The organism is Lentibacillus songyuanensis, assembly GCF_039548255.1.
GTDB lineage: Bacteria > Bacillota > Bacilli > Bacillales > Amphibacillaceae > Lentibacillus_C > Lentibacillus_C songyuanensis.
The window spans coordinates 150,924-165,364 of the sequence record NZ_JBCLVH010000007.1; the positions used below are offsets into that span (position 1 = coordinate 150,924).

At 41.8% G+C, this 14,441-nt stretch carries 12 protein-coding genes; 11 read left to right on the forward strand and 1 reads right to left on the reverse strand.

The window, feature by feature from the left end; all coding sequences use genetic code 11:
* Nucleotides 1-78: 78 nt before the first annotated feature.
* From tig to yihA, 5 genes are all read left to right on the forward strand, one after another.
* Nucleotides 79-1,365 carry a trigger factor gene (gene tig / locus WMZ97_RS09470; RefSeq protein ID WP_343271835.1) on the forward strand — a complete coding sequence of 429 codons (1,287 nt, stop codon included), beginning with the start codon at nucleotides 79-81 and terminating at the stop codon, nucleotides 1,363-1,365.
* A gap of 315 nt (nucleotides 1,366-1,680) precedes the next feature.
* Complete coding sequence (gene clpX / locus WMZ97_RS09475; protein WP_343271836.1) at nucleotides 1,681-2,958, forward strand: ATP-dependent protease ATP-binding subunit ClpX; 1,278 nt, start codon at nucleotides 1,681-1,683, stop codon at nucleotides 2,956-2,958.
* A gap of 260 nt (nucleotides 2,959-3,218) precedes the next feature.
* Entirely contained in the window at nucleotides 3,219-3,704 is a 486-nt protein-coding gene (locus WMZ97_RS09480; protein ID WP_343271837.1) for a hypothetical protein, read from the forward strand.
* A 252-nt stretch (nucleotides 3,705-3,956) separates the two neighbouring features.
* Nucleotides 3,957-6,293 (forward strand): endopeptidase La, encoded by a 2,337-nt coding sequence (gene lon, locus WMZ97_RS09485; RefSeq protein WP_343271838.1) that lies wholly within the window; start codon nucleotides 3,957-3,959, stop codon nucleotides 6,291-6,293.
* Entirely contained in the window at nucleotides 6,274-6,855 is a 582-nt protein-coding gene (gene yihA / locus WMZ97_RS09490; RefSeq protein ID WP_343271839.1) for a ribosome biogenesis GTP-binding protein YihA/YsxC, read from the forward strand. The genes lon and yihA overlap by 20 nt, the downstream gene beginning before the upstream one ends.
* A gap of 545 nt (nucleotides 6,856-7,400) precedes the next feature.
* Here the strand turns inward: yihA and WMZ97_RS09495 are convergent.
* On the reverse strand, nucleotides 7,401-7,883 hold the full coding sequence (locus WMZ97_RS09495) for a LiaI-LiaF-like domain-containing protein (RefSeq protein ID WP_343271840.1): 483 nt from the start codon (nucleotides 7,881-7,883) through the stop codon (nucleotides 7,401-7,403).
* Nucleotides 7,884-8,115: 232 nt separating this feature from the next.
* On the opposite strand from WMZ97_RS09495, the gene hemA reads away from it, so the two are divergent.
* Genes hemA through hemL form a run of 6 tightly spaced genes read left to right on the forward strand, consistent with a single transcriptional unit; the run spans nucleotide 8,116 to nucleotide 14,356 of the window.
* A complete protein-coding gene (gene hemA, locus WMZ97_RS09500) occupies nucleotides 8,116-9,480 on the forward strand; it encodes a glutamyl-tRNA reductase (RefSeq protein ID WP_343271841.1) in 1,365 nt (454 codons plus the stop codon).
* An 18-nt stretch (nucleotides 9,481-9,498) separates the two neighbouring features.
* Nucleotides 9,499-10,320 carry a cytochrome C assembly family protein gene (locus WMZ97_RS09505; RefSeq protein ID WP_343271842.1) on the forward strand — a complete coding sequence of 274 codons (822 nt, stop codon included), beginning with the start codon at nucleotides 9,499-9,501 and terminating at the stop codon, nucleotides 10,318-10,320.
* A 15-nt stretch (nucleotides 10,321-10,335) separates the two neighbouring features.
* Nucleotides 10,336-11,265 (forward strand): hydroxymethylbilane synthase, encoded by a 930-nt coding sequence (gene hemC, locus WMZ97_RS09510; protein ID WP_343271843.1) that lies wholly within the window; start codon nucleotides 10,336-10,338, stop codon nucleotides 11,263-11,265.
* The gene (locus WMZ97_RS09515; RefSeq protein ID WP_343271844.1) at nucleotides 11,265-12,029 is read left to right on the forward strand and encodes a uroporphyrinogen-III synthase; all 765 of its coding nucleotides are present in this window, start codon (nucleotides 11,265-11,267) and stop codon (nucleotides 12,027-12,029) included. Before hemC ends, WMZ97_RS09515 begins: the two co-directional genes overlap by 1 nt.
* Before the next feature lie 16 nt (nucleotides 12,030-12,045).
* Nucleotides 12,046-13,026, forward strand: a complete 981-nt coding sequence (gene hemB / locus WMZ97_RS09520) for a porphobilinogen synthase (RefSeq protein ID WP_343271845.1) — start codon at nucleotides 12,046-12,048, stop codon at nucleotides 13,024-13,026.
* Between the two features lie 40 nt (nucleotides 13,027-13,066).
* On the forward strand, nucleotides 13,067-14,356 hold the full coding sequence (hemL, locus tag WMZ97_RS09525; RefSeq protein ID WP_343271846.1) for a glutamate-1-semialdehyde 2,1-aminomutase: 1,290 nt from the start codon (nucleotides 13,067-13,069) through the stop codon (nucleotides 14,354-14,356).
* The last annotated feature ends 85 nt before the right edge of the window (nucleotides 14,357-14,441 follow it).

A 14,441-nucleotide genomic window follows, 5' to 3' on the forward strand; every position in this document is an offset into this window, starting at 1 on the left:
TATATATTCTTGTACAAACTACAATGATCGTGAACCATGATTAAATAATGGAATGAATAGATTTTGGAGGGAAATAGCATGACAGCAAAATGGGAAAAACAAGAAGGCAATGAAGGGGTACTGACTTTTGATGTCAGTGCAGACGATTTTGATAAGGCGCTGGATCAGGCGTTCAAGAAAGTCGTAAAAAAGGTACAAATTCCTGGATTTCGTAAAGGAAAAGTTCCACGTAAAATTTTTGAAAAGCGATTTGGTGTCGAATCATTATACCAGGATGCCGTTGATATCGTGCTTCCGGACGCTTACATGAAAGCTGTCGAAGAAACAGGCATTGAGCCGGTGGATCAGCCAGCTGTTGATATTGAAGAAATTGAACAAGGAAAAGAACTTGTTTTTACTGCAAAAGTAACGGTTTTGCCTGAAGTAACACTTGGTGAATATAAAGGGTTGGAAGTAGAAGAACAAGATACAACCGTAACCGATGAGGATGTTGACCATGAGATTGAACATCAACGGGAACATCACGCAGAGCTCATCGTTAAAGAAGAAGGATCCGTAGAACAAGGTGACACCGTGGTTATGGATTTTGAAGGATTCATTGACGGTGAAGCATTTGATGGTGGGAAAGCGGAAAACCATTCACTTGAAATCGGTTCGGGTCAATTTATCCCTGGATTTGAAGATGAACTGATTGGTAAAACAGCTGGTGAAGACACAGAGGTTAGTGTTACCTTCCCGGAGGATTATCATGCAGAAGAATTAGCTGGTAAAGAAGCGACATTTAACGTCAAAATCCACGAAATTAAAACAAAAGAACTACCAGAGCTGGATGATGAATTCGCTAAAGATGTCGATGAAGAAGTCGAAACGCTTGACGAATTGAAAACAAAGAAAAAAGAAGAATTGGAAGCACAAAAGAAACAAAATGCGGAAAATCAAACGCGTGAATCGTTAATTACACAGGCTTCCGATAATGCACAGGTAGACGTGCCATCTGTAATGGTCGACACGGAACTGGACCGCATGGTAAAAGAATTTGAACAGCGCCTGCAAATGCAAGGGATGACAATGGAAATGTACCAGCAGTTCTCCGGACAAGACGAAGCAGCGTTGCGTGATCAAATGAAAGAAGATGCAGGAAAGCGTGTGAAAACGAATCTTGTTCTCGATGCTATTTTTGAGCAAGAAGGATTGGAAATAACGGACGCAGATGCAGATGCTGAACTGGAAAACATGGCATCCACATACGGTACAGAAGTTGATCAACTAAAACAAATGCTTGGCGGAAATACCGATGCCATTAAAGAAGATTTGAAGTTTAAAAAGGCGATTGATTTCTTGGTGGATAACAGTACAACCAAATAAATAATTTATGAGAATGGGTTTAATTACAACTGAAGACGGTAAATACTAAACAAGGCGCGAATGATTCGTGTCTTGTTTTGCTAATTGCTACTTTTTATAGGCAGAGGAACATATACTAGCGATAGTTATGATTTGACTTTTTTATTAATTTCTCCATAATAAAAAAATATAGATAGAAATAAGATCTAGCTGTTAGCCTGTAAAGTGTATTGTTTTGTTTTCCAGGAGCGATCTGATATGATGGCTATAAAGTTGGAAATGGAAATGTAATTATCATAGTAGAAAAGTGAAGTGAATTTTAGGGGTGAAAATGAAATGTTTAAATTTAACGAAGAAAAAGGCCAATTAAAATGTTCATTTTGTGGGAAGAGTCAGGATCAAGTTCGGAAGTTAGTGGCTGGACCTGGTGTTTATATATGTGATGAATGTATTGATCTTTGTACAGAAATTGTGGAAGAGGAACTTGGTACCGAGGAAGAAACAGAGTTTAAGGAAGTACCAAAACCAAAAGAAATCTGCGAAATTCTTGATGATTATGTAATCGGACAAGAAAAGGCGAAAAAGAACTTGTCAGTAGCTGTTTACAACCACTATAAACGTATTAACGCACCTAAAAGTGCAGATGATGTAGAACTTTCCAAAAGTAACATTGCGATGCTAGGGCCTACAGGCAGTGGTAAAACATTACTCGCGCAAACGTTGGCACGAATATTGAACGTACCATTTGCGATTGCGGATGCGACCTCGTTAACCGAAGCCGGCTATGTCGGGGAAGATGTTGAAAATATTTTATTAAAATTAATTCAGGCTGCTGATTATGATGTGGAGAAGGCAGAGAAGGGCATAATCTATATTGATGAGATTGACAAGGTGGCCCGCAAATCCGAGAACCCATCGATTACCCGCGATGTTTCAGGCGAAGGTGTCCAACAGGCACTATTGAAAATATTGGAAGGAACCGTGGCTAGTGTTCCTCCTCAAGGTGGTCGAAAGCATCCACATCAGGAGTTTATTCAAATCGATACAACAAATGTATTGTTCATTTGCGGCGGCGCATTTGATGGTATTGATCAAATTATTAAACGCCGACTTGGTAAAAAAGTCATTGGATTCGGGGCGAATGAAAAACAAGCCGATCTGGAAGTGGGAGAACTATTATCCAAAGTGTTACCAGAGGATTTATTGCGCTATGGACTTATCCCGGAATTTATCGGCCGACTTCCTGTAATCGGTGCGTTGGAACCATTAGACGAGGATGCGCTCGTGGAAATTTTAACGAAGCCAAAAAATGCGCTCGTCAAGCAATATGAGAAGTTATTCCAAATGGATGATGTCGAATTGGAATTCGAAGAGGAGGCTCTCCTCGAAATTTCTAAAAGTGCGATCGAGCGAAAAACAGGTGCTCGAGGACTTCGATCCATTATTGAAGGAATCATGCTTGATGTGATGTTTGAACTTCCTTCACGGGAGGATATCGAACGCTGTGTGATTACCAAAGAAACCGTATCAGAGGAAAATGGTAGTCCAAAACTTGTATTCCGAGATGGCACGGTTACCCAGGGAAATGAAAAGCTTCCTAAAGAAAGTGCCTAACTTGTACAGCGAGTCACAGGATCGAATCCTATAAGTCCCTAGTAAGTCTGAGGCTGGCCTTAAGTTCGTTGTCTCCTTTATGATGATTATTATAAGGTAGACTGACGGCTTTTGGCTGGTCTTTTTTAAATTAAGCGTGTATATAAATTCCACATCACAACAAGGGAGTTCGGCTAAGGGCGTTCGATCGATCCTGTAGAGGTAAAACCTGAAACTAGAAATGGCGCATCAACTTGATATGATGAAACATCGCCCCAGGAGTGCGAAGATCAGTCGAAGAGCGTGAATATCAACCGAAAATGAAGAAATATCGACCGAAGCGCGTGGGCATCAACCGAAAACGAGAAAACATCAACCTAAGCGAGTGGGCATCAACCGAAAAGGAGAAAACATCGACCGAAGCGAGTGGGCATCGACCGAAAAGGAGAAAACATCGACCGAAGAGGAAGAAATATCGACCGAGGCGTGTGAGCATCAACCGAAAAGGAGAAAACATCAACCGAAGCGCGTGGACATCAACCAAAAAGGAAGAAACATCAACCGAAGCGCGTGGACATCAACCGAAAACGAGAAAACATCAACCGAAGCGCATGGGCATCAACCGAAAAGGAAAAAACATCGACCGAAGAGCACGAGTATCAACCGAAAACGAGAAAATATCGACCGAGGCGCGTGGGCATCAACCGAAAATGAGAAAACATCGACCCGAGGGTATGCTGCTCTCAAGCATGTTTTTACTTGAATAGCATGTTTCCTTTACTTCTAAGTTCGGTGAAAACCGCTGTTTTGCACAGGTGAACGATACAATTTGCAGGGCCAGACTATATCTCATTTAGCCTCTGCTCTTTCGTATGTTTGTTTTTCTAACGGCAATACTAAATACAGTTCACAAAACTTGAATACACACAAATGCGTTTACAAATGGATGAGTTTTCTATAGAATTTAGAAGATAAAGGAAAGACATAGAATAACTTAAGAACCTATGGAGGTACATAACATGACAAACGATACGAACCAACTTCCCCTCCTCCCATTACGCGGATTACTTGTTTTTCCGTCAATGGTGTTACACCTTGATGTTGGACGAGATAAATCTGTTGCAGCATTGGAAAAGGCAATGATGGATGATCAGACGATATTTCTTGCTGCCCAAAAGAAGGTAAGTGTGGATAGCCCGGAACCCGATGATATTTATCGTGTTGGTACAGCTGCTAAAGTAAATCAAATGTTGAAACTGCCTAATGGCACGATTCGTGTGCTTGTTGAAGGGTTGTACCGGGCTGAAATCGTCCGTTTTATAGAAGAAAAAGATGAATTTTTAGTGGAAATAAATCCGTTAGAGGTTATAAGTCATAACACACATGAAGAAGAGGCCTTAATGCGGTCATTGCTGGAACAATTTGAGCAATACACGAAAGTCTCTCGAAAAATAACCAAAGAAACGTTTGCAACGGTTTCTGATATTGATGAACCCGGTCGTCTTGCGGATATTATTGCATCACATTTATCCCTGAAATTAAAGGATAAACAAGAAATATTGGAAATGGAGGATGTAAAAAGTCGCCTGCAGTATTTAATCAAACTCATTTCCAACGAGAAAAAAGTGCTTGATTTGGAGAAAAAAATTGGCCAGCGGGTAAAAACATCCATGGAAAAGACCCAAAAAGAATACTATTTACGGGAACAGTTAAAGGCAATCCAAAATGAACTTGGTGAAAAGGATGGCAAAACCGGAGAAATAGGTCAGTTACAGGAAAGTATTGAAAACGCCGGGATGCCCGATCGGATAAAAGAAGTTGCCTTAAAGGAGCTTGGCCGATATGAACAAGTGCCCCAAAGCTCTGCGGAAAGCTCCGTTATCCGAAATTATCTGGAATGGCTGCTTGCATTGCCGTGGACGAAAAAAACGGAGGACACGATTGAAATCGAGAAAGCACAATATGTATTGGATCGGGATCATTACGGGCTTGATAAAGTAAAGGAACGGATATTGGAATATTTGGCTGTGCAAAAACTGACCCAATCGATTAAGGGACCGATTTTATGTCTGGTTGGCCCGCCCGGAGTTGGAAAAACATCATTGGCCAAATCGATTGCCGCTTCTGTTAACCGGAATTTTGTGCGTATTTCCCTTGGTGGAATTCGTGATGAAGCAGAAATTAGAGGACACCGCCGGACATACATTGGTGCCATGCCTGGAAGAATTATTCAAGGAATGAAAAAAGCGGAAACTACAAACCCCGTATTTCTATTGGATGAAATTGATAAGATGTCCAATGATTTTCGCGGCGATCCATCTTCAGCGATGCTGGAGGTGCTTGATCCGGAACAAAATAGTAATTTTAGCGATCATTTTATTGAAGAAACGTATGATTTATCGAATGTACTGTTTATTGCAACAGCCAATTACGTAAATAACATACCTGGACCATTACTGGATCGAATGGAGCTTATTTCTATCGCAGGCTATACAGAGATAGAAAAACTCCATATTGCGAAGCGACACTTAGTACCAAAACAAATGAAGGAAAATGGGTTAAAAAAAGGGAACCTGCAAATCCGTGATGATGCCCTGCTTAAATTGATTCGCCAATATACCCGTGAAGCAGGTGTCAGAGGATTGGAACGGCAAATTGCTAAACTTTGCAGAAAGGCCGCCAAACGGATTATTTCAGCGGATAAGAAGCGGGTGGTGGTAACCGAAAAGAACATGGAGGACATACTGGGAAAGCCAATCTTTCGTTACGGACAAATGGAGAAAGAGGATCAGGTTGGTGCTGCAACGGGTCTCGCGTACACAACAGCAGGTGGAGATACGTTGTCGATTGAGGTATCTCATTACCCAGGCAAAGGAAAATTGACCCTAACCGGGAAATTAGGTGATGTAATGCAGGAGTCTGCCCAGGCAGCATTTAGTTATATCCGTTCACGCGCCGAAGAACTGGGAATTGAACCTGACTTCTATGAAAAATACGATATTCATATCCATGTCCCTGAAGGAGCAACCCCGAAAGATGGTCCTTCAGCCGGGATTACCATGGCTACCGCGCTTGTTTCAGCATTATCCGGCAGAGCTGTTAAGAAAGAAGTAGCAATGACAGGGGAAATTACCTTGAGGGGACGTGTTTTGCCAATCGGCGGTCTCAAAGAAAAATCATTAAGTGCGCATCGAGCCGGCATCACTACGATCATTATTCCGGAAGATAATAAAAAAGATATAGAGGATATACCGGAAAGTGTCCGCAATGATTTAACATTTATCCCTGTAGGACACTTGGATCAAGTATTAAAGCATGCGCTTGTGGGGGAAAACAATGAAAGTAACAAACGCTGAAATTATCATTAGTGCTGTCAGTCAAAAACAATACCCGAACGACCAGCTCCCGGAAATTGCGCTGGCTGGTCGTTCCAATGTGGGCAAATCATCGTTTATTAATAAGCTGATTGCTCGTAAAAATCTGGCCAGGACCTCGTCAAAGCCAGGGAAAACACAGACATTAAACTTTTATAAAATTAATGATTTATTTTACTTTGTGGACGTTCCAGGCTATGGGTATGCCAAGGTTTCCAAGAAAGAGCGGGAAAAATGGGGTCAGATGATGGAAGAATACTTTCAAACCCGTGACACGTTAAAGGCAGTGCTGCTCATCACAGATATTAGGCATGCACCGACGAAAGATGATGTACAAATGTATGACTTTATAAAATACTTTGAGCTTCCAGTTATCGTTATTGCGACCAAGCTTGATAAAATTCCAAAAGGGAAACGTGCAGCTTATTTGAAGCGAACCAGGGAAACGCTGCAAGTGGAAGCAGAGGATATCGTCCTGCCATTTTCCGCTGAAACAGGTGAAGGCAAGGACGAGGCATGGGGAGTACTGAGATCGTATCTTTAATCCCTAACGGCGTTAACCTTACACAAAAAACTGTGGCTGGGACAATAACGAATACTTTCTACACTAAGGACGAACGAACAGGATGGAGAGTTTAGAAAAATTTTTTAGGTTAAATGTCATACGCAGTTGCTATAAAATGCGACGTAGGGATCTGTTGATTTTCAATAACGCGTGCTGATGCTCCATCGTCCAGCTAGCGACTTGGCTGCTTGAGGGTCGGAACGAAGCTGAAATTCCGGACAAAGTGGCTTCATCGACGTTATGAGGCCCGGAATGAAGCTGAAATTTCAGGAAAAGTGACTTCATCCAAGCAATGAAGCTACGAACACGGTGATTTTTCTTGCCTTCGTGATCTCATGAAAGCGATGAGGCCACGAAAGCGGTGAATTTTTTCGTCTTCGTGGCTTCATTGACGTTATGAAGGGCATGTATTCCATTCGCTAGTATAGTGTTTTACGCTACAAAAGCAATAATCCCTTACGCCGCAGTTTATGTGTAATTAACATCAAAGATTTCTCTATAACCAATAAACTTTTAATCCTGCCTCATTTCTTTCTCCGCAACAGATAAACTCCAATAATGATAATAAGAATTGGCCAAAAACGTTCCATGTAATCTTGCCCGGTATATACCCAATTGAGCCATTTCGGCAGCTGGATCGGGAAGATAAATAAAAGGGATACAATAACAAGCAGTATACCAAGCAAAAAACCTCTTTTTGTGCGTAACGACCGGACAACAAACGCAATACCGATAATGAGCGGATAAACGGCCCAATGGTTCACCCAAAAGTCGTAGTGACTGGTTCCATGCCAATGGATACCAAACCCCAAAAGAAGGGTCCCTGTGAATAAATGCTGATAATCTCTCGAACTGTAGCTATGAATGAGCAATGCCAATCCAATAATCATTAACATAGTTGGCCAGGAATTGAAATCACTTAGGAACGGTACCTCTAATTCACGCATGAAGAAGTAGGCGCCAAGACCGATAAGCAAATATCCGGCAAAAGCGTGTTGTTTTTTCATGTGAATTGCTTCCTTTCAAATAGTGGCTGAATTGATTTCTTGCTTCTCGCATATGGTTGTGATAGAGTACAAACGAGTTCAATTTCTAATACGGTTTATTCAATGATATGGTTTCATATTCTGTTCACATTTCCCAAAAATAATGAACCGTATTCGTGGTATAATAAACGGTAGCATTGAAATAATACTATAATTATTATCGGGATATAACAGCTTTATGGGGGTAAACAACGTGCATATACTTAAAGTAGGCTTAAATTACAAATCAGCCCCAGTAGAAATCAGGGAAAAACTGACCTTTCAAGAAAAGGATATTGTCCTAGCGATGCAAACACTAAAGGGCCAGAAAAGTATTCTGGAGAATGTTATTGTATCGACCTGCAATCGTACGGAAATATATGCAGTGGTTGATCAAGTGCATACAGGACGCTACTACATTAAACAGTTTTTATCGGATTGGTTTCAGGTGGATAAAGAAGTATTTACTTCCTATTTACAAATTGCGGAAGCCGACGGGGCGATTGAACATCTGTTTCGGGTGGCATCAGGACTTGATTCCATGGTATTGGGAGAGACGCAAATCCTGGGACAGGTGAAACAAGCATTTCAGATTGCCCAGCAGGAAGGAACAACTGGAACGATTTTTAATGAATTATTTAAACAAGCGATTACGTTTGCTAAACGTGCACATAAAGAAACAACAATTGGCGAACAGGCTGTCTCGGTTAGCTACGCTGCAGTTGAATTAGCAAAGAAAATATTTGGTGATCTCAACCAGAAGCATGTCGTTATTCTTGGTGCCGGAAAAATGGGTGAGTTAGCTGCTAAAAACCTGCATGGCTCAGGAGTATCAGAAATAACCGTTATTAATCGCACCTTGGAAAAGGCGCAATCATTGGCAAAGGAATTTCAAGCAAAAGCGCAAACGTTAGAGAAATTGCCTCAAGTTATCCAACATGCAGATATTCTGATCAGTTCAACAGGGTCTGACTCCTTTGTGTTAACAAAGGAAGATCTGGAACCAATCCAGAAAAAGCGCAAAGGCAGTCCGCTCTTTTTGGTAGATATTGCCGTTCCACGGGATATTGACCCAAAAATTAGTGAGTTGGATAGCGTGTTTTTATATGATATTGATGATTTACAACACATTGTTGATGCGAACCTGGCAGCAAGGCAAAAAGCAGCTGAATCGATTGAAATAGGCTTGGAAGCTGAAATCGTCCTATTCAATGAATGGCTGCAAACGTTGGGTGTTGTTCCGGTTATCACAGCATTACGTAAAAAGGCGCTGGCCATTCAGGCAGAGACCATGAACAGCATTGAGCGAAAGATGCCGGATCTGACAGCTCGCGAGAAAAAGGTATTAAGTAAACACACAAAGAGCATCATTAATCAATTACTAAAAGAACCTGTTACCCAGGCAAAAGAATTGGCTGCATCTGATAATGCCGCTGATTCATTAGCTTTATTTATAGATATCTTTGGGATTAACGCAGAGGTAGAGGCTGAGCAACAGGAGCAGGCAAAGAAGCATATAAAAGCCGAGCAAATGAATAATGTATCCCCCCGAAAATTGGAAAATGTCAACGTTCAGTAGGGTGAAGGGACATTTTGTATGATGGAATCAAAATGGCTTTACGAAATCGTTCTATGTATTTACGGTCTGAGTTTAGTCGGATACTTTATTGATTTTATACAACGTAACCGGAGGGTCAATAAAGCTGCCTTCTGGTTACTTAGTATGGTTTGGGCTATCCAGACCGCATTTCTATTAACGGAAATATTATTTAATGCTGCATTGCCAGTCTTCACGATCCATGATAGTCTGTTCTTTTACGCTTGGGTGCTTACCACTTTTTCGTTGATCATTGGCCGTTTTTTTCCCATTCCATTTATTGTGTTTTTTACGAATGTATTTGGATTTTTTATTTTGCTATTATATATATCAGCAAAAACGCAGGAAGCAATGCCGCAGCGCGGGGTACAATTGGTCAATGAACTTTTGGTTACCCATATTGCCTTAGCAATCATCTCATATGGCTTTTTCACCATTTCTTTTTTGTTATCGATGATGTATCTTGTTCAATATCAGTTATTAAAGCGTAAGAAAGGCATTAAATGGATGTGGCGGTTAGGAGATCTTCGTCAGCTTGATGTGTATTCCTTTATGGCAATTACCATTGGTGTACCACTGCTGATGATCGCGATTATTTTGGGTGTTGTCTGGGCGCATGTAGCGAATGCGGAATTTTATTGGTTTGACTTAAAAACAATTGGTTCGCTGCTTGTTTTGGCAGCGTATATTGTATCGTTACTTTTACGGCTGCTAAAAGGCTATCAGGGAAAGGTTATCTCCGTTTATAATGCAGCAGCATTTTTGATTTTATTAATAAATTTCTTTTTATCAAGCATGTTATCAAATTTCCATTTTGGCTAGTTGGAGGGAAACATATTGCGTAAAATTGTCGTCGGATCTAGAAAAAGCAATCTGGCATTGACACAGACAGAATGGGTCATTGACCAATTGAAAAAAATGGGTGTAAAAAATGAATTTGAACTGAAGAAAATTGTTACAAAAGGTGATCGCATTCAGGATGTCACGTTATCAAAAGTTGGCGGAAAGGGTTTGTTCGTCAAGGAAATTGAACAGGCCATGTATGATGGCGAAATTGATTTTGCGGTCCACAGCATGAAGGATATGCCAGCAGTTCTTCCGGAAAAATTGGTGATTGGCTCTATCCCTGTACGGGAGGATCATCGCGATGCGTATATTGCCAAAAACCATGTTGCATTGCACGAATTGCCGTCAGGAGCCATCGTTGGAACAAGCAGTCTGCGCCGGGCTGCACAAGTCTTGGCAGCTAGACCAGATGTGACGATTAAATCCATTCGGGGAAATATTGAGACGCGTCTTCGTAAACTGGAAGAAGAGGATTATGACGCCATCATCCTGGCAACGGCCGGGTTAAAACGTATGGGCTGGAGCGAGGACCTGATTACCGAGTATTTGGAGCCAGATATGTGTGTGCCTGCAGTAGGCCAAGGTGCACTTGCGATTGAGTGTCGGGAGGACGATCAGGAGATTCGGGAAATGCTTCAGCGGCTAAATGACGCATATACGAATAAAACAGTCACCGCCGAGCGAACCTTTTTACATCTGTTGGAAGGCGGATGTCAAATCCCGATTGCAGGTCACGCCCATTTGGAGGACGCTGAGGTAATCTTAACAGCATTAGTAGCTACTTCTGACGGCAAAACCGTCTTAAAAGAAACGATTCGCGGTACAGATCCTGCTTTGGTAGGAAAAGAAGCAGCGGAACGATTAATTCAGCGCGGTGCGAAAGATATTGTTGACGATGTCAAAGAGGAGCTTGACAAGTAATGGAGGCATCCTTACATGGTGCGCGAATTCTTATTACGAGAGAAGAAAAACAGGCGGGAAAATTGGTTGATATCGTGATACAACATGGCGGTGAACCGGTTGTGGCACCGCTGTTAAGCCTTTCCTGTAAGCGAAAAGCAGCACACCACGTAATATGGAATCAGTTATCTGCCTACCGCTGGATTTTTTTTACGAGCGCAAATGGTGTCGATTGTTTTTTTCAACTGATGGATGAAAACATTCGAACCGACATGGGGCTTTCCGCTAAATTAGCTGTGGTCGGACATAAAACAGCGGCTGTATTACAGAAATATGGATATACCGCCGATTTTATTCCATCCATTTATAATGCTGATCGTATGGCTGAAGAATTTTTAGCCAGGTATTCATCTGTTGATCCGGTTTTGCTTGTCAGGGGAAATCGTTCACGAACCGTGTTACCGGAACAATTGGCAGCACATCAGATTTCATTTGATACTATCGAAGTCTATGAAACCGGGTTTAATTTGGCAGTCAAGGATCGGTTAAATCAGCTGATCGAAACGAATGCCTTTGACTTTATCACGTTTACAAGCCCTTCAACTGTGGGGGCATTTATAGAGATGCATACAGGCACCATCGATTCCATTAAACACATTCCTGTAGCCTGTATTGGAACAACAACGGAACAAGCTGCCAAGTCGGCTGGTTTTACAAATACGATCACACCGGAAGTCTTTACGGTGGAAGAGATGATCAAAATAACTTGCGATTATATTTCCTAAGAAAGGATAATGTATTATGTCTGATACGTTACATTTTAAACGGCATCGCCGCTTACGTTCATCACAAGTGATGCGTGATTTAGTGCGAGAAAATCAAGTAAACAAAAATGATTTAATTTATCCATTGTTTGTTGTAGAAGGAACAAAGGTGAAAAATGAGGTGCCTTCGATGCCTGGGGTGTTTCAAATTTCATTGGATTATTTAGATGAGGAGATAAACGAGCTGCAGTCATTAGGCATTAAAGCAGTTATCCTTTTTGGTGTTCCGAATGAAAAAGATGAGGTTGGAACAGGAGCGTTTGTCGATGAAGGGATTGTCCAGCAGGCGACACGAGCCATTAAAGATAAGGCGCCGGAACTGCTTGTCATAGCGGATACATGTTTATGTGAGTTCACATCACACGGTCATTGTGGGGTCATTCATGGGGAAGAAGTTGCTAATGATGAATCACTTGCCGTGCTTTCGAAAACGGCGGTATCGCAAGCTAAAGCTGGAGCCGATATTATTGCACCATCCAATATGATGGATGGCTTTGTTGCAGCAATACGCCAAGCGCTGGATGAAGCTGGTTTTGAGAATGTACCAATTATGTCGTATGCGGTGAAATATGCTTCTGCTTTCTACGGTCCATTTCGTGATGCAGCCGACAGTACGCCACAGTTTGGCGATCGAAAAACGTATCAAATGGATCCCGCCAATCGCTTGGAAGCATTACGTGAAGCAGAGTCAGACATCGAGGAAGGCGCGGATTTTCTGATTGTCAAACCGACGATGTCTTACCTTGATATTGTGCGAGATGTGAAGAATACCTGTAATGCACCGCTCGTTGGCTATAATGTTAGTGGGGAGTACGCGATGGTAAAAGCGGCAGCACAAAATGGCTGGATTAATGAACGGGAATTGGTAATGGAAATCTTAACATCTATGAAACGTGCTGGTTGTGACTTAATTATTACGTATTTTTCCAAAGATGTTGCAAAATGGTTGAGTGAATAATCATTGACGGGTCATAATTTTGAGAATGAGGTGATCGAACATGAAAAGTTTTGAGAAATCAATCGCTGCGTATGAGGATGCTGTTGAATTAATGCCGGGCGGAGTCAATTCGCCGGTTCGGGCTTTTAAATCAGTGGATATGTCGCCGATTTTTATGGATCATGGAAAAGGCTCCAAAATAACCGATATCGATGGGAACGAGTATATTGATTATGTGCTCAGCTGGGGCCCGCTAATTTTAGGACATGCAGATGATCGGGTTGTTAAACGACTACAGGAAACGGCTGCAAAAGGAACAAGCTTTGGTGCAGCAACACTCATGGAGAATAAATTAACACAGCTTGTTAAGGACCGGGTACCGTCGATCGAAATGGTGCGGATGGTGAATTCCGGTACCGAGGCAACGATGAGTGCACTACGACTTGCCAGAGGCTATACAGGCAGAGATAAAATCCTGAAGTTCGAAGGCTGTTATCATGGTCATGGGGATTCGTTATTAATTAAGGCGGGATCTGGAGTAGCTACGTTAGGACTACCGGATTCACCAGGTGTCCCTGAATCGATCGCAGCCAATACGATCACCGTTCCATACAATGATATCGAGAGCGTGCGCTTAGCTTTTGCCAACTATGGGAAAGAATTAGCCGCTGTTATCGTGGAACCTGTATCAGGAAATATGGGGGTTGTACCGCCACAAGAAGATTTCCTACATGAATTACGCACGATTACGGAAGACAATGGCACACTATTAATCTTTGATGAAGTCATGACCGGTTTCAGGGTTGATTATAATTGTGCACAGGGATATTTTGGCGTCACCCCGGATTTAACTTGTTTAGGAAAAGTGATTGGCGGTGGACTACCTGTTGGTGCATTTGGCGGTAAGAAGGAAATTATGGAACGCATCGCTCCAACTGGTACCATCTATCAAGCTGGAACGTTGTCCGGAAATCCGTTGGCAATGACCGCTGGGTATGAAACATTACAGGCGATGAACGAGGAAGCGTATGAGCAACTCAATCAAAAAATTGATCGGCTTATCGAAGGATATAAACAAGCTGCGATCGATTATTCGATTCCGTTGCATATTAATCGCGCCGGCTCCATGTTTGGTGTGTTCTTCACCAATGAACCGGTAATTAATTTTGAAACAGCAAATCTTTCTAACCTGGATTACTTTGCCCAATATTATCGAGCCATGATTGAAGAAGGAATCTTCCTGCCGCCATCACAGTTTGAAGGGGTGTTCTTGTCAACAGCCCATACGGATGAAGATATTGAAAAGACGATTCAAGCGGTACGTACCGCATTTTCGAAAATAGAAAAGTAGCAAAGAGACGGTGACTAACGAATCCGAACGTATACAAATTTCTAACAATGGAATTTGTATGCGCTCGGATTTTTTGTATTTTTAA

What these genes read in the sequence shown, in the direction of transcription:
- tig (WP_343271835.1), top strand. Translation starts at nt 79, where the DNA reads ATGACAGCAAAATGGGAAAAACAAGAAGGCAATGAAGGGGTACTGACT.
- clpX (WP_343271836.1), top strand. Translation starts at nt 1,681, where the DNA reads ATGTTTAAATTTAACGAAGAAAAAGGCCAATTAAAATGTTCATTTTGT.
- lon (WP_343271838.1), top strand. Translation starts at nt 3,957, where the DNA reads ATGACAAACGATACGAACCAACTTCCCCTCCTCCCATTACGCGGATTA.
- yihA (WP_343271839.1), top strand. Translation starts at nt 6,274, where the DNA reads ATGAAAGTAACAAACGCTGAAATTATCATTAGTGCTGTCAGTCAAAAA.
- WMZ97_RS09495 (WP_343271840.1), bottom strand. Translation starts at nt 7,883, where the DNA reads ATGAAAAAACAACACGCTTTTGCCGGATATTTGCTTATCGGTCTTGGC.
- WMZ97_RS09505 (WP_343271842.1), top strand. Translation starts at nt 9,499, where the DNA reads ATGATGGAATCAAAATGGCTTTACGAAATCGTTCTATGTATTTACGGT.
- WMZ97_RS09515 (WP_343271844.1), top strand. Translation starts at nt 11,265, where the DNA reads ATGGAGGCATCCTTACATGGTGCGCGAATTCTTATTACGAGAGAAGAA.
- hemB (WP_343271845.1), top strand. Translation starts at nt 12,046, where the DNA reads ATGTCTGATACGTTACATTTTAAACGGCATCGCCGCTTACGTTCATCA.
- hemL (WP_343271846.1), top strand. Translation starts at nt 13,067, where the DNA reads ATGAAAAGTTTTGAGAAATCAATCGCTGCGTATGAGGATGCTGTTGAA.